Raw genomic sequence first — 16,002 nt, forward strand, 5'->3', positions numbered from 1 at the left:
GTGTCCTGGCGGCAGGTATGAAGGTAGTTGCATGTGCTGTGCCAGCTTTGAGACTTCTATTTAACCCTTATAAATCAATTGGTTAGCACACAGCCATCATTTGCGTGATCGTGCATTTTGCAATCAGCGCGGTAAACCTGCATGCAAGATGCAAGTCCGCAAAAGGTTCCCGCCACCCATGAAAAAAGGGCCCCGAAGGGCCCTTTTTCTGTTGCGGTGCAGTCGCTTAGACGCCCGAGGCCTTGGCCGCGGCAACATCTTTGATCGACAGCTTGATACGGCCGCGGTTGTCCACGTCCAGTACCAGCACTTCAACTTCCTGGCCTTCTTTCAGGATGTCGGTGACTTTTTCGACGCGAGCATCGCTCAGCATCGAAATGTGCACCAGGCCGTCCTTACCAGGCAGGATGTTCACGAAGGCGCCGAAGTCGACGATACGCTCAACCTTACCCACGTAGATCTTGCCGATTTCGGCCTCGGCGGTGATGCCCAAGATGCGCTGCTTGGCAGCCTCTGCCGCTTCCTTGGTTTCGCCGAAGATCTTGATCGAGCCGTCGTCTTCGATATCGATCGAAGCCTTGGTCTCTTCACAGATGGCACGGATGGTGGCGCCGCCTTTACCGATGACGTCACGGATCTTGTCGGTGTCGATCTTCATCGCGATCATGGTCGGGGCGTTGGCCGACAGTTCGGTACGCGACTGACCAATGATCTGGTTCATCTGGCCGAGGATGTTCAGGCGCGCTTCCAGGGCTTGGCCCAGGGCGATTTCCATGATCTCTTCGGTGATGCCGTTGATCTTGATGTCCATCTGCAGCGCGGTAACACCTTTGGCGGTACCGGCTACCTTGAAGTCCATGTCGCCCAGGTGGTCTTCGTCACCCAGGATGTCGGTCAGAACGGCAAACTTCTCGCCTTCCTTGACCAGGCCCATGGCGATACCGGCAACCGGCGCCTTCATTGGCACACCAGCGTCCATCAGGGCCAGGGAAGCGCCACAGACCGAAGCCATGGAGCTGGAACCGTTGGATTCGGTGATTTCCGAAACCACGCGGATGGTGTACGGGAACACGTCAGCAGCCGGCAGCATGGCCTGGACCGAGCGACGGGCCAGACGGCCGTGGCCGATTTCGCGACGGCCAGCACCGCCCATACGACCACACTCGCCCACCGAGAACGGCGGGAAGTTGTAGTGCAGCATGAAGGGGTCTTTCTTCTCGCCTTCGAGGGTGTCCAGCAGCTGGGCGTCACGGGCAGTACCCAGGGTCGCAACGACCAGAGCCTGGGTTTCACCACGGGTGAACAGCGCCGAACCGTGGGTCTTCGGCAGAACACCTACTTCGATGTTCAGCGGACGAACGGTCTTGGTGTCGCGGCCGTCGATACGAGGCTTGCCGTTGACGATGTTTTCGCGAACGGTGCGGTATTCGATTTCGCCGAAGATTTCTTTGACTTCGGAAGCCGAAGGCTGGCCTTCTTCACCGGAGAACTTGGCGATGGCCTGGTCACGCAGCTCGCCCAGGCGCGCATAGCGGTCAGCCTTGACGGTGATGGTGTAACCCTGCGAAACCGCTTCGCCGAACTCGGCGCGGATGGCGTTGAACAGCTCGGTGTTGGCAACCGCAGGTTTCCAGTCCCAGGTCGGCTTGCCAGCTTCGGCAGCCAACTCTTTGACAGCCTGGATAACAGCCTGGAACTCGTCGTGGGCGAACAGTACGGCACCCAGCATCTGGTCTTCGGTCAGCTCTTGAGCTTCCGATTCAACCATCAGCACGGCGTCGGAGGTACCGGCAACGACCATGTCCAGGCTCGAGGCAGCCAGTTGCTCGTAGGTAGGGTTCAGCAGGTAGCCGGTGCTTTCGTGGAAGGCAACGCGGGCGGCGCCGATCGGGCCTTCGAACGGAATACCCGAGATGGCCAGGGCAGCCGAGGTACCGATCATCGCAGCGATGTCCGGGTCGGTCTTCTTGCTGGTGGAAACCACGGTGCAGACGACCTGCACTTCGTTCATGAAGCCTTCCGGGAACAGCGGACGGATAGGACGGTCGATCAGGCGCGAGGTCAGGGTCTCTTTCTCGGAAGGACGGCCTTCACGCTTGAAGAAACCACCTGGGATCTTGCCGGCGGCGTAGGTCTTTTCCTGGTAGTGAACCGACAGCGGGAAGAAACCCTTGCCTGGATCAGCCTGTTTGGCGCCTACCACAGTCACCAGCACGGTGACGTCGTTGTCGACGGTAACCAGCACGGCGCCGGTTGCCTGACGGGCAATACGGCCCGTTTCGAGAGTAACGGTCGACTGACCGAACTGGAATGTCTTGATTACCGGGTTCACGGTTTCCTACCTTTTTCAGTGGCTCTGGGGGAACTGGTTTCTTGCGAATTTGTGGGCAGAACGGGGAATCGGCCCCATTGACCGTCCAGATACAACACGAGGCTGGGAGCCTGGTTGAAGAGCGGAAAACCGCTCCACTTCACCAGGCTGCCAACCTCGGAGATACGCATGGCGTGCCCATAGACAACGCTGCCAGGCAGCGCTGCCACTGCATGAGACACGCCATGCACACCACTGACCAGGCCGCTATTAGCGACGCAGGCCCAGGCGACCGATCAGGGCGCTGTAACGAGTGGTGTCTTTACCCTTCAGGTAGTCCAGCAGCTTACGACGCTGGTTTACCATACGGATCAGGCCACGACGCGAGTGGTGGTCTTTACCGTTGGCCTTGAAGTGGCCTTGCAGCTTGTTGATGTTCGCGGTCAGCAGAGCAACCTGAACTTCCGGGCTACCAGTGTCGCCAGCGGCTTGCTGGAAGTCGGTAACGATTTGAGCTTTTTCTTCAACGCTGAGGGCCATTTGGCTTCTCCTGATAACGGATCCCGCAAGCGGGGTCCAATAGGCCAGGGACAAATCCCTGTATTAATAAAAAAGGTGTGACCGTGCCTACTGACAGCCACCCTTGATTCCGTAGGGTTCGGCCAAAGCCTTACCCCGCGGTTTCGGTCATTCCGACCGAATAAGCCGACGCGGCGCAATACGCCCGTCTTCGCTCACTTCACCGATACCGATGAAGCGCGCATTGTGATCTTGTACCCGGACCATGCCAAACTGTGGCGCGTCCGGCGCGCGTACCGCCTGACCATGCAGCCAGTAGAACGCGCTGTGCTCGGACAGGCTCACCATGGGCCAGTCCTGCAGGCCGCTGTCCGAGGGCATCAGGAAGCGATCGAGCGCTTCGTTACCGCCTTCGGCATGGGCCTGTTCAAGCGCTTCGAGCGTGACCGTTTGTGCCAGCGCGAAAGGCCCGGCCTGGGTCCTGCGCAGCTCGGCGACATAGGCACCGCAACCAAGGGCCTCGCCGATATCCTCCACCAGGGTGCGGATATAGGTGCCTTTGCTGCATCCTACGGTCAACCGTGCACGAGTGCCTTCGCACTCCAGCAACTCCAAGCGGTTAATAGTAACAGAACGCGCCTCGCGCTCCACTACCTCTCCTGCACGTGCCAGCTTGTACAACGGCTGGCCGTCACGCTTGAGCGCCGAGTACATCGGCGGTATCTGGCTGATCGGGCCACGAAAACGTGGCAGCACCGCTTCGATGTCGGCACGACCAACGGTCACTTCGCGGGTCTGCAGCACCTCACCTTCAGCATCGCCGGTGTTGGTAGTCTGCCCCATCTGCATGACGGTTTCGTAGCCCTTGTCGGAATCGAGCAGGTACTGCGAAAACTTGGTCGCCTCGCCGAAGCACAGCGGCAGCACGCCGGTTGCCAACGGGTCGAGGCTACCGGTGTGACCGGCCTTTTCCGCGTTGAGCAGCCAGCGCACCTTTTGCAGGGCGGCGTTGGACGTGAAGCCCAGAGGCTTGTCGAGCAGGATGATGCCGCTGACATTGCGGCGGATACGTTTGACCTGGGCCACCGCTTACTCCTTGGTGTCCAGCTCGTCGGTATCCTTGTGCAGGCGGTCTTCGGCCACTGCACGCTCGATCAGCGCCGACAGGTGCACACCGCGGCTGACGCTTTCATCGAAGTGGAAGTGCAACTGCGGCACGCTGCGCAGCTGCATCGAGCGGCCCAGGTGCAGACGCAGGAAGCTGGCAGCACTGTTCAGTGCCTTCAACGACTGCTTCACGGCGTCTGGCGTTTCCTCGCCCATGACGGTGATGAACACCTTGGCATGGCCCAGGTCACGGCTGACGTCCACGGCGGTGATGGTGACCAGACCGACACGTGGATCCTTGACTTCGCGACGGATCAGCTCGGCCAGCTCGCGCTGCATCTGATCGCCGATACGTTGGGTACGGCTGTATTCTTTGGCCATTCTTGCTACCTGTAACTTAAAGCGGCAAACGCCCGGTCAGACGAATGCCTGACCGGGCGCTACCTGAAGAGGTGCCGCAAACCGCCCTGTAGCGGGCGTTTGCGGCTAGCTCGCCCTTAGAGGGTACGAGCCACCTGGACTTTCTCGAACACTTCGATCTTGTCACCGACCTTGACGTCGTTGTAGCTCTTGACGCCAATACCGCACTCCATGCCGTTACGCACTTCGGCGGCGTCGTCCTTGAAGCGACGCAGCGATTCCAGCTCGCCTTCGAAGATAACCACGTCTTCGCGCAGTACGCGGATCGGACGGTTACGGTACACGGTACCCTCGATGACCATACAGCCAGCGATGGCGCCGAACTTCGGCGAACGGAACACGTCACGTACTTCGGCGACACCCAGGATGTTCTCGCGAACATCGCTGCCGAGCATGCCGGTCAGGGCCTTTTTGACGTCTTCGATGATGTCGTAGATCACGTTGTAGTAACGCATATCCAGACCTTCCTGCTCGACGATCTTGCGCGCGCCGGCATCGGCACGCACGTTGAAGCCGAACAGTACTGCATTCGAAGCCAGCGCCAGGTTGGCGTCGCTCTCGGTGATACCACCGACGCCGCCACCGATCACACGGACCTGTACTTCGTCGTTGCCCAGAGCGCCGAGCGAACCGTTGAGCGCCTCGAGCGAACCGCGAACATCGGTCTTGAGAACGATGTTGAGGGTTTTCTTCTCGGCCTGGCCCATGTTCTCGAAGATGTTTTCCAGCTTGCCGGCGTGAGCACGGGCCAGCTTGACCTCGCGGTACTTGCCTTGACGGAACAGGGCAACTTCGCGGGCTTTCTTCTCGTCGGCCACTACCGACAGCTCGTCACCGGCTTCCGGCGTGCCATCCAGGCCGAGGATCTCGACCGGGATCGACGGGCCAGCTTCCTTCACAGGCTTGCCGTTCTCGTCGAGCATGGCGCGAACACGGCCATAGTTGGAGCCACACAGGACCATGTCGCCCTGACGCAGTGTACCGTCCTGGACCAGGATGGTAGCAACCGGACCACGGCCCTTGTCGAGGCGCGATTCAACCACGACACCACGGCCTGGGGCGGTCGGCGTAGCGGTCAGTTCGAGAACCTCGGCCTGCAGCAGGACGGCTTCGAGCAGTTCGTCGACACCGGTACCCATCTTCGCCGAAACCTTGACGAACGGCGTGTCACCACCCCATTCCTCGGAGGTCACGCCTTCGACGGACAGTTCGTTACGGATGCGATCGAGGTCAGCACCTGGCTTGTCGATCTTGTTCACCGCGACCACCAGCGGAACGCCAGCTGCCTTGGCATGCTGAACGGCCTCGCGGGTTTGCGGCATCACGCCGTCGTCCGCCGCCACCACCAGGATGACGATGTCGGTCGCCTTGGCACCACGTGCACGCATCTGAGTGAAAGCTGCGTGGCCCGGGGTGTCGAGGAAGGTGACCATGCCGCGGTCGGTTTCGACGTGGTAGGCACCGATGTGCTGGGTGATACCACCGGCTTCGCCAGCAGCAACCTTGGCACGACGGATGTAGTCGAGCAGCGAGGTCTTACCATGGTCAACGTGGCCCATGACAGTTACCACCGGCGCACGCGACTCGGACTGGCCTTCGAATTTCAGCGATTCGGCCAGGGAGTCTTCCAGGGCGCTGTCGCTGACCAGGGTGACCTTGTGGCCCAGCTCTTCTGCGATCAGCTGAGCGGTTTCCTGGTCGAGTACCTGGTTGATGGTAACCGGGGTGCCCATCTTGAACATGAACTTGACAACTTCAGCGCCCTTGACGGACATCTGGTTGGCCAGTTCGGAGACCGTGATGGTCTCGCCGATGGTCACGTCACGGATGACGGGGCCGGTCGGGTTCTGGAAGCCATGCTGGTTACGCTTCTTCAGCTTGCCCTTGCCACCACGACCGCGACGAGCGCCATCGCTCTCTTCGTCGGTGGTACGCGGAGCAGCACGCGGAGTCGGCGCCTTTTCCTTTTCCTTGACCTTGACCTTGATCGACACACGAGGCGCCTCGCCACGACGACGATCGTCATCGCGAGTACGGCTTTCGTTGCGACGGGTCTCGTCCTTCTTGCGCTCGGCAGCACGGGCTGCAGCGTCTTCGGAGGCCGGGGCGTCGGCGACTACCGGAGCCGGGGCAGCGGCAGGTGCCGGCTCTGGCTTGGCGGCAGGCGCAGGAGCGGCTACAGCAGAGTCGGCTGCCTGACGGCGAGCCTGATCTTCGTTGCGCTGGCGGACTTCGGCATCAACCTTGTCACGAACGGCGTTTTCAGCCGCGCGGCGCTCTTCCACTTCACGCTTCTGCTCAGCCTGGACTTCTTCCGGGCTGCGCTGCACGAATACTTTCTTCTTGCGTACTTCTACGCTAATGCTTTTGCTACCGGCGACACGCAGGGTGCTGGTGGTTTTGCGCTGCAAGGTAATCTTGCGCGGCTCTTCCGCCTTGCTCTTGTGGCTGCTTTTCAAATGAGTCAGCAGGGTCTGCTTCTCATTGTCGGTCACTACCTGACCGGCGTCGGTGTGCGGCAGACCTGCCTCACGCATCTGCTGCAGCAGGCGCTCTACCGGTGCCTCGACCTCTTGGGCCAGTTCTTTCACCGTGACTTGCGTCATGCACTTCTCTCCTCAGGCCGCGCCTAATTACTCGAACCAATGGGCTCGGGCGGCCATGATCAACTTGCCGGCACGCTCTTCGTCGATGCCGTCGATGTCGAGCAGATCGTCGATCGACTGCTCGGCCAGGTCTTCGCGGTTAACCACGCCGCGCACCGCCAGTTCAGCCGCCAGGTCCTTGTCCATACCCTCAAGAGAGAGCAGGTCTTCGGCCGGGTGGGCGTCTGCCAGTTTTTCTTCGGTAGCGATGGCCTTGGTCAACAAACGGTCCTTGGCTCGAGCGCGGAGCTCATTGACGATATCTTCGTCAAAGCCATCGATGTTGAGCATTTCTTCCAACGGTACGTAGGCAATTTCTTCGAGGCTGGTGAAGCCTTCGTCGACCAGCACTTGGGCCAGCTCCTCGTCGACTTCCAGTTCATCGATGAAATTGCGCAGGATGTCACCTGTTTCGGCCTGCTGCTTGGCCTGAATGTCCTTCTCGGTCATCACGTTCAGGGTCCAGCCGGTCAACTGACTGGCAAGACGAACGTTCTGACCGCCACGGCCAATGGCCTGGGCCAGGTTATCCTCGGCGACGGCGATGTCCATGGCATGGGCATCTTCATCAACGATGATCGCCGCGACTTCAGCCGGCGACATGGCGTTGATGACGAACTGCGCCGGGTTATCGTCCCACAGGACGATATCCACACGCTCACCACCCAACTCCCCGGATACAGCTTGGACGCGCGAACCACGCATGCCGATACAGGCGCCTTGCGGGTCGATGCGCTTGTCCTTGGAGCGGACGGCGATCTTGGCTCGCGAACCCGGATCACGGGAGGCAGCCATGACTTCAATGAGGCCCTCGGCAATTTCCGGCACTTCAATGCGGAAAAGCTCGATCAGCATCTGTGGCGCAGTGCGCGACAGGATCAGCTGAGGACCACGGTTTTCAGTGCGAATTTCCTTGAGCAGTGCACGCAGGCGCACACCCACACGGAAGGTTTCGCGCGGAATAATATCTTCCCGGGCCAGCAAGGCCTCGGCGTTGTTACCCAGGTCAACGATGACGTTGTCGCGGGTAACCTTTTTAACGGTACCGGAAATGATCTCGCCTACGCGTTCGCGGTAAGCATCGACCACCTGGGCACGCTCGGCCTCACGGACCTTCTGTACGATGACCTGCTTGGCGGTCTGGGCGGCGATACGACCGAACTCGATGGACTCGATCTTCTCCTCGATCACGTCACCAATCTTGGCTTCCGGATGAGTGTCCTTGATCTTGTCCAGCCAGGTTTCGATCGCCGGATCATCAAGATCGGCTTCATCGACCACGGTCCAGCGACGGAAGGTCTCGTAGCTACCGGTGTGACGATTGATTTCCACACGCAGATCGACTTCATCTTCAAAACGTTTTTTGGTCGCAGTGGCCAGGGCCACTTCCAGCGCTTCGAAAATGACGCCGGGCGGTACACCTTTTTCGTTGGATACCGATTCAACAACCAGCAGTACTTCTTTGCTCATCGTACGCCTCGCCTTGCGCAAGCCATTGGGCCCGGATAGTCCGCCGGGCCCGGCACGTCTCAGTCAAAACTGGGAATAATATTGGCCTTGTCGATCGAGTCGATCGGCAACAGGAACTCTTGATCGTCCACCTGGACCACCACATCCTGCTCCTCCACACCGCGGAGAAGGCCCTGGAAGTTACGACGACCCTCGAAGGGTGAGCGCAGCTTGATCTTCACTTGTTCGCCGGCATGCGAGGCAAACTGTTCAAGCGTGAACAGCGGGCGTTCCATGCCAGGAGAAGAAACCTCTAGGGTATATTCAGAGCTGATCGGATCTTCCACATCGAGAACGCTGCTGACCTGACGGCTGACTTCTGCGCAGTCGTCCACCAGAATCCCGCCTTCCTTGTCGATGTAGACACGTAGTACCGAATGCTTGCCTTGGGAGACGAATTCAATCCCCCAGCATTCGAAGCCCAGCCCCGTGACCACCGGGGCCAACAAGGCCTGCAACTGTTCTAGCTTGCTCGACACCTGAACCCCCTCGTGCATGCTGTGCAAATGAAAAATGGGCGAAGCGCCCATCCCTGAAAGCGCCGTTGGACAACGACGCCGAAAACTGTTCGGTTAGCAAAAAGCCCCTGAAAAGGGGCTCCGCTGAAGCTGGTTGCGGGGGCTGGATTTGAACCAACGACCTTCGGGTTATGAGCCCGACGAGCTACCAAGCTGCTCCACCCCGCGACAAAGCTGGGGCGAAAGTATAAGACCGAACCCCATTGAGGGTCAAATCCAAACCTTCACCTACAAGAAAGCCCGCTAAAGCGGGCTCTCAAGCTTCAATATGGTACCGAGAAGGGGACTCGAACCCCTACACCCTATGGGCACAACCACCTCAAGGTTGCGTGTCTACCAATTCCACCACCTCGGCAATACTACTACTTGAAACCCGTTACTTCTGCTCTTGAGCCGGAGGAGGTACATCACCCGTATTATTGGGGGTTTCGCTCTTCTGCTGTTGGAGCACCGGTACATCATCATTAACTGCCGGCTTCTGCTGCTCTTTCACTTCTAGCACTGCTGGATCTGGAAGACCTGCTTGGCTAAGCTGGTGAGCTTGTTGCTTCGCGAAGTATCCTAACCCAAGTGCTGTCAAAAAGAAAGTGGCAGCGAGTATAGCAGTGAATTTACTTAGGAACGTTGCAGAGCCCTGGCTCCCGAACACGGTATTTGAAGCACCCGCGCCGAAAGATGCACCTGCTTCAGCACCCTTACCCTGTTGCAACAGTACCAGCACTACAAGCGACAGCGCTGCCAACAGATGAAAAACAACGATGACTGTTTCCAGCATTTGTTCAGTTTCCTGCGGCGCGACAAATTGCACCGAATTCGTCTGCGTTCAGGGAAGCCCCACCAATGAGACCCCCATCGATATCCGGCATGCCGAACAGTTCGGCCGCATTGGCCGCCTTCACGCTGCCGCCGTAGAGCAACTGCACCTTCGCAGCTACTTCAGCATCTTCTGCCGCCAGCTGGCCGCGGATGGCGGCGTGCACATCCTGGGCCTGCTGTGGCGTGGCCGTCAGGCCGGTGCCGATGGCCCATACAGGCTCATAGGCAATTACTGCATTGGCAAAAGCCTGAACACCGAATGCTTCGATGATACTGCTTAGTTGACGCCCGACAACTTCAAGCGTTTTGCCTGCCTCGCGCTCTTCAAGGGTTTCCCCGATGCAAAGCACTGGCTTCAAACCTTTGGCCTGGGCCGCTGCAAACTTGCGATTGAGCACTTCGTCGGTTTCACCAATGATCTGGCGACGCTCCGAGTGACCCACCAACACCAACTTGCAACCTGCTTCAACCAGCTGTTCCGGAGCAACTTCCCCGGTCAGCGCACCCTGTTCGGGTTGTACAGCAGAATTCTGTGCGCCGACAGTTATTTCTTTACCTGCCAGGCCATCAATCACCTGATTGATGAACAAAGCCGGTGGAAACACCGCGACTTCCACTCCGCTCGGCAAGGCGAGATTGCTCAAGCCTTCGGTCAGCTCAGCGACGCTAGCGCGGGTACCGTGCATCTTCCAGTTACCAGCTACCATAGGGCGACGCATGCTTTACCTCGTCGGTCAAAGTGGGCGCAGATCTTACCCAACCAGATCTGCGCTGGCAAGCGCCTTCAGACACAAACTTCGCCGACCAGTCTGGCCAACGCTTCAGCGTGCGTCCGCACCTGGCTTTCGTCTTCGCCCTCGACCATGACCCGCACCAACGGCTCGGTACCGGACTTGCGCAACAGAACACGACCGCGACCAGCCAAGGCTTCGGTCACATTGGCACTGGCCTCCTTGACTGCCGGGTGCTCCAGCGGGTCGACCTTGCTCGCGCCGAAGCGCACGTTGATCAGCACCTGCGGGCACTTGCGCAGGGCCTGACGAGCCTGCGCCAGGGTTTCACCACGGCGCTTGAGCGCCATCAGCACCTGCAGCGCGGCAATGATCGCGTCACCGGTGGTGGTGTGGTTGCAGCACACGACGTGGCCAGAGTTTTCCCCCCCGACCAGCCACTCGCGCTCCAGCAGTTCGGCCATGACGTAACGGTCGCCGACCTTGGCCCGCACGAACGGGATATCCAGGTCCTTCAGCGCAAGCTCCAGGCCCAGGTTGCTCATCAACGTACCCACTACCCCGCCCTGCAGCTTGCCACGGTCGTGCAGGTCGCGGGCAATGATGAACAGCAGCTCGTCGCCGTCGACGATGGCGCCAGTGTGGTCGACCATCAACACGCGATCACCGTCACCGTCGAAGGCAATGCCGAGGTCGGCATGGCCAACCAGCACAGCGGCCTGCAGCGATTCGATGTGGGTCGAGCCGCAACCTTCGTTGATGTTCAGGCCGTCCGGCTGGGCATGCAGCACGGTCACGTCAGCACCCAGCTCGCGGAACACGCTTGGCGCAACCTTGTAGGTGGCACCATGGGCACAGTCGACCACAAGCTTCAGGCCATCGAAACTGGTGCTGCTAGGCACGCTGCTCTTGCAGAATTCGATGTAGCGGCCAGCAGCATCGTTGATGCGAGAGACCTTGCCCAGCTTGCTCGAGTCGACAACGGTCATCGGCTGGTCGAGCAACTCTTCGATCATCAGCTCTACTTCGTCCGGCAGCTTGGTGCCCTGGCCCGAGAAAAACTTGATGCCGTTGTCTTCGTGCGGGTTGTGCGAAGCACTGATGACAATGCCCGCCTGGGCATGGAAGGTGCGAGTCAGGTAGGCGATGGCCGGTGTAGGCATTGGCCCCAGCAGCATGACGTCGGCACCTGCTGCGGCCAGACCGGCTTCGAGTGCGGACTCGAACATGTAGCCGGAGATACGCGTGTCCTTGCCCACCAGCACGCGGCAATGGCCCTGCTTACGGAAGGCCATGCCGGCCGCCCAGCCAAGCTTCAGCATGAAGTCAGGCGTGATCGGGAATTCGCCGACGCGGCCACGAATGCCGTCGGTACCAAAGTATTTTCTGCTCATAGGGACTCCAATGTTCTTATTCGGCGTTTTGTACCGCAGCGATCATGCGCACCACATCGACAGTTTCGGCCACGTCATGGACACGAAGGATGCTCGCCCCCTTGGTCATGGCCAACGCCGCCAGCGCAAGGCTGCCGTACAACCGCTCGCCGACCGGACGATCCAGCGTCAGGCCGATCATGCTCTTTCGTGAAACGCCCACCAGCAGCGGGCGCCCAAGGCGATAGAGCGCTTCCATGTGCTTGAACAGGCTAAGGTTGTGCGCCAGTGTCTTGGCGAAACCAAAGCCTGGGTCAAGGATGATTCTGTTCGCATCGATGCCCGCTGCAGCGCAGGCGGCCATCCGCTGTTCAAGATAACGCGTAACGTCGGCGGCCACATCATCGTAATGCGGGTCGTCCTGCATGTTACCCGGCTCGCCGCGCATGTGCATGAGGCACACCGGGAGCCCGGTATCCGCAGCGGCATCCAGGGCGCCATCACGCTCCAGGCCACGGACGTCATTGATCAGCCCGGCACCGAGGCGCGCCGATTCACGCATGACGGCAGGCGTCGAAGTATCGACCGAAATGACGACGTCCAGGCGGCTGTTGATAGCCTCGACCATCGGCGCCACACGCTCCAGCTCCTCGGTCACGGATACCGCCCGCGCACCGGGGCGCGTGGACTCACCACCGATGTCGATCAGCGTGGCGCCGGCGGCAGCCATCGCTTCGGCATGGCGCAGGGCCTCGTCGCGCTGACTGAAGCGCCCACCATCGGAGAAGGAATCGGGGGTGATATTGAGAATACCCATGACATGGGTACGCGACAAATCAAGAACCCGGTTGCCGCAAGGCAACCGGGTCGGGTACTGCACTGAGCTCATAGACGCCCTTAGTGTTGAGCTGCCGGACCGCCAATTGGCGATTCAGGGCGATCATCCTGGGCAGCAGGGGTGCCCGAATGCTTGTCGTCGTCCCAGTCACGCGGTTCGCGTGGCGTACGGCCAGCCATGATGTCATCGATCTGATCGGCATCAATGGTCTCATACTTCATCAGCGCTTCGGTCATCGCTTCGAGCTTGTCGCGATTCTCGATCAGCAGCTGCTTGGCAGTGGCGTAGCACTGGTCGATGATGCTGCGTACTTCGGAGTCGATCAGCTTGGCAGTCTCGCCGGACACACTGGCGTGCTGGCTGCCCGCGCTGCGGCCGAGGAACACTTCACCCTCTTCTTCTGCGTACATCAGCGGGCCGAGTTTTTCCGACAAGCCCCACTTGGTGACCATGTTGCGAGCGATCTGGCTGGCCCGCATGATGTCGTTGGAGGCACCCGTGGTGACGCCGTCGAAGCCCAGGGTCATCTCTTCGGCGATACGGCCGCCGTACAACGAGCAGATCTGGCTGATCAGTGCACGCTTGGACAGGCTGTAGCGGTCTTCTTCCGGCAGGAACATGGTCACGCCCAGGGCGCGACCGCGCGGAATGATCGAAACCTTGTAGACCGGGTCGTGCTCAGGCACCAGGCGACCAACGATGGCATGACCCGCCTCGTGGTAGGCAGTGTTGCGCTTTTCTTTCTCGGACATGACCATGGTCTTGCGCTCGGCGCCCATCATGATCTTGTCCTTGGCCAGCTCGAACTCTTTCATTTCGACCACGCGCTTGTTGGAACGCGCGGCAAACAGCGAAGCCTCGTTGACCAGGTTGGCCAAGTCGGCACCGGAGAAGCCAGGGGTACCACGGGCAATGACCGCCGGGTTGACGCTTTCGCCAATCGGCACCTTGCGCATGTGCACCTTGAGGATCTGTTCGCGACCGCGGATGTCTGGCAGGCCCACCACCACCTGGCGGTCGAAACGGCCAGGACGCAGCAGTGCCGGGTCGAGCACGTCGGGACGGTTGGTGGCGGCGATGACGATGATGCCATCGTTCATTTCGAAGCCGTCCATCTCTACCAGCAACTGGTTGAGGGTTTGCTCACGCTCGTCGTGACCACCACCCATGCCGGCGCCACGGTGGCGACCAACGGCGTCGATCTCGTCGATGAAGATGATGCACGGGGCGTGCTTCTTGGCCTGTTCGAACATGTCGCGCACACGGCTGGCACCGACACCGACGAACATTTCCACGAAGTCCGAACCGGAAATGGTGAAGAACGGTACTTTCGCCTCGCCCGCAATGGCCTTGGCCAGCAGGGTCTTACCGGTACCGGGCGGGCCTACCATCAGCACACCGCGCGGGATACGGCCACCCAGGCGCTGGAACTTGCCCGGATCGCGCAGGAACTCGACCAGCTCGCCCACTTCTTCCTTGGCTTCGTCGCAACCTGCAACGTCGGCCAATGTGGTTTTGACCTGGTCTTCGGACAGCAGGCGCGCCTTGCTCTTGCCGAAACTCATCGGCCCGCCCTTGCCACCCGCACCGCCTTGCATCTGGCGCATGAAGAACATGAACACGGCAATGATCACCAGGATCGGGAAGCTGGCGACCAGCAACTGCGTCCAGATGCTCTGCTGTTCAGGCTGCTTGCCTTCTACAACCACGTGGTTGTCGACCAGGTCACCGATAAGGCCATTGTCGGTAATGGCCGGGCGCACGGTCTTGAAATTGTCGCCGTCGGCGCGCTTGCCGGTAATGATGTAGCCGTCGACGGTCACACGCTCGACCTTGCCATCCTTGACCTGCTGGATGAAGTCGGAATAGTTGAGGGTCTGCGGCTCGTTAGGGCTGGAGAAGTTGTTCATCACTGTCACCAGGACAGCTGCGATGATCAACCACAGGATCAGATTCTTTGCCATGTCGTTCAATTCGCTACCCTCTGAGGCCGGCGCACGACGCAGCCGTGCCTCGCATGATATTCATCGCCCTAACTTACTACATTACCTACGCAGCCGCAGGCACCGTCTGTAACCCTTTGTGAAAGCTAGACTACACGAAGTTCGGACGATCCAGACGGGAGGGCCGATTGGAAATAACTATCGACCACCCGCAGCACGCTTTTCAAACACCTTTGAAACCTTTGCCCAACAGGTACTGCTCACGGGAACGGTCCCGCGAAGAGGACGGCTTGCGCATTTGCACCTTGTCGAACTTGGTGCGCACATCCTTCAGGTACATATCGAAACCTTCGCCCTGGAAAATCTTGATCAGGAAGTCACCGCCAGGCTTCAACACGCGGGTTGCCAGATCCAGGGCCAGCTCGCAGAGGAACATGGCGCGCGGCATGTCCACTTCGGGCGTACCACTCATATTGGGGGCCATGTCTGAAATCACAAGGTCTACGTGCGAATCACCGACCGCCGCGAGGATCTGCTGCAGCACTGCATCCTCGGTGAAGTCACCCTGGATGAAGGTCACGTCGGGGATCGAGTCCATTTCCAGGATGTCGGAAGCGATCAACCGGCCCTGACCACCAATCAGACGACTGGTCACCTGCGACCAGCCGCCAGGGGCCGCGCCAAGGTCGATTACACTCATGCCAGGACGGATCAGGCGGTCCTTTTCCTGGATCTCCAGCAGTTTGTAGCTCGCACGCGAGCGGTAGCCATCCTTCTGCGCCTGCTTCACAAAAGGGTCGTTAAAATGCTCTCGCAGCCAGTTTGCGCTGCTTTTGGAACGTTGTACCACGGGGCACCTCGATGATATGCGTCGTGATTGACTGGGCGGAGCCGGTGGCCCTCGGGTAAAATGCCGGTCAATTTTACAGAATCAGACGGAAAGGGTCAGATTATGCCGCTCAATAACGAGCAGAAGAAGCAATACAAGTCCATTGGTCATGACCTGAAGCCGGTCCTGATCGTTGCCGGGAACGGTCTGAATGAAGGCGTAATCGGCGAGCTGGAGCGCGCACTGGTCGACCATGAGCTGATCAAGGTCGAAATTCGCTCGGAAGACCGCGAAGAGCGTGCTGCCACCATTGCCGAGCTGTGCAAGGCCGGCCGTGCCGAGCTGGTGCAGACCATCGGCAAGAAAGCGCTGATCTACCGCAAGAACCCACAGCCGAACAAGCAGCTGTCCAATATCCACCGCTTCAAGTAACGGTGGCTCCG

Annotated in this window: 14 protein-coding genes and 2 tRNA genes; 1 reads left to right on the forward strand and 15 read right to left on the reverse strand. The window is 59.7% G+C overall.

Annotation, left to right across the window (positions count from 1 at the left end; translation table 11 throughout):
* Positions 1 to 226 precede the first annotated feature (226 nt).
* The 15 genes from pnp to rlmE form a co-directional block, all read right to left on the reverse strand.
* Positions 227 to 2,332 (reverse strand): polyribonucleotide nucleotidyltransferase, encoded by a 2,106-nt coding sequence (pnp, locus tag SB765_RS20635; protein WP_341796820.1) that lies wholly within the window; start codon positions 2,330 to 2,332, stop codon positions 227 to 229.
* 249 nt (positions 2,333 to 2,581) lie between these two features.
* Complete coding sequence (rpsO, locus tag SB765_RS20640; RefSeq protein ID WP_012274241.1) at positions 2,582 to 2,851, reverse strand: 30S ribosomal protein S15; 270 nt, start codon at positions 2,849 to 2,851, stop codon at positions 2,582 to 2,584.
* Positions 2,852 to 2,998: 147 nt separating this feature from the next.
* Positions 2,999 to 3,916: a tRNA pseudouridine(55) synthase TruB gene (gene truB / locus SB765_RS20645; RefSeq protein WP_016501634.1), complete on the reverse strand. Its 918-nt coding sequence runs from the start codon at positions 3,914 to 3,916 to the stop codon at positions 2,999 to 3,001.
* A gap of 3 nt (positions 3,917 to 3,919) precedes the next feature.
* Positions 3,920 to 4,318, reverse strand: a complete 399-nt coding sequence (gene rbfA / locus SB765_RS20650) for a 30S ribosome-binding factor RbfA (RefSeq protein ID WP_016489165.1) — start codon at positions 4,316 to 4,318, stop codon at positions 3,920 to 3,922.
* A gap of 116 nt (positions 4,319 to 4,434) precedes the next feature.
* A complete protein-coding gene (gene infB / locus SB765_RS20655; protein WP_016501636.1) occupies positions 4,435 to 6,963 on the reverse strand; it encodes a translation initiation factor IF-2 in 2,529 nt (842 codons plus the stop codon).
* A 27-nt stretch (positions 6,964 to 6,990) separates the two neighbouring features.
* Positions 6,991 to 8,472 carry a transcription termination factor NusA gene (nusA, locus tag SB765_RS20660; RefSeq protein ID WP_016489167.1) on the reverse strand — a complete coding sequence of 494 codons (1,482 nt, stop codon included), beginning with the start codon at positions 8,470 to 8,472 and terminating at the stop codon, positions 6,991 to 6,993.
* Between the two features lie 59 nt (positions 8,473 to 8,531).
* Positions 8,532 to 8,990, reverse strand: coding sequence for a ribosome maturation factor RimP (rimP, locus tag SB765_RS20665; protein ID WP_033702568.1), 459 nt, complete (start codon positions 8,988 to 8,990; stop codon positions 8,532 to 8,534).
* A gap of 130 nt (positions 8,991 to 9,120) precedes the next feature.
* Positions 9,121 to 9,197 (reverse strand) — tRNA-Met (locus tag SB765_RS20670).
* Between the two features lie 101 nt (positions 9,198 to 9,298).
* A tRNA-Leu gene (locus SB765_RS20675) sits at positions 9,299 to 9,384 on the reverse strand.
* A gap of 21 nt (positions 9,385 to 9,405) precedes the next feature.
* Positions 9,406 to 9,804: a preprotein translocase subunit SecG gene (gene secG, locus SB765_RS20680; protein ID WP_341796821.1), complete on the reverse strand. Its 399-nt coding sequence runs from the start codon at positions 9,802 to 9,804 to the stop codon at positions 9,406 to 9,408.
* Between the two features lie 4 nt (positions 9,805 to 9,808).
* Positions 9,809 to 10,564: a triose-phosphate isomerase gene (gene tpiA, locus SB765_RS20685; protein WP_341796822.1), complete on the reverse strand. Its 756-nt coding sequence runs from the start codon at positions 10,562 to 10,564 to the stop codon at positions 9,809 to 9,811.
* Between the two features lie 65 nt (positions 10,565 to 10,629).
* On the reverse strand, positions 10,630 to 11,970 hold the full coding sequence (gene glmM, locus SB765_RS20690) for a phosphoglucosamine mutase (protein ID WP_341796823.1): 1,341 nt from the start codon (positions 11,968 to 11,970) through the stop codon (positions 10,630 to 10,632).
* A 16-nt stretch (positions 11,971 to 11,986) separates the two neighbouring features.
* Positions 11,987 to 12,838 carry a dihydropteroate synthase gene (folP, locus tag SB765_RS20695; RefSeq protein WP_341796824.1) on the reverse strand — a complete coding sequence of 284 codons (852 nt, stop codon included), beginning with the start codon at positions 12,836 to 12,838 and terminating at the stop codon, positions 11,987 to 11,989.
* Positions 12,839 to 12,846: 8 nt separating this feature from the next.
* Complete coding sequence (gene ftsH / locus SB765_RS20700) at positions 12,847 to 14,751, reverse strand: ATP-dependent zinc metalloprotease FtsH (protein ID WP_410931835.1); 1,905 nt, start codon at positions 14,749 to 14,751, stop codon at positions 12,847 to 12,849.
* 202 nt (positions 14,752 to 14,953) lie between these two features.
* A complete protein-coding gene (gene rlmE, locus SB765_RS20705) occupies positions 14,954 to 15,580 on the reverse strand; it encodes a 23S rRNA (uridine(2552)-2'-O)-methyltransferase RlmE (RefSeq protein WP_041167880.1) in 627 nt (208 codons plus the stop codon).
* A gap of 102 nt (positions 15,581 to 15,682) precedes the next feature.
* Here rlmE and SB765_RS20710 point away from each other — a divergent pair, with 102 nt between their 5' ends.
* Positions 15,683 to 15,991 (forward strand): YhbY family RNA-binding protein, encoded by a 309-nt coding sequence (locus SB765_RS20710; protein ID WP_341796825.1) that lies wholly within the window; start codon positions 15,683 to 15,685, stop codon positions 15,989 to 15,991.
* Positions 15,992 to 16,002: the final 11 nt, after the last annotated feature.

The organism is Pseudomonas sp. SIMBA_067 (genome assembly GCF_046534675.1).
Lineage (GTDB): Bacteria > Pseudomonadota > Gammaproteobacteria > Pseudomonadales > Pseudomonadaceae > Aquipseudomonas > Aquipseudomonas putida.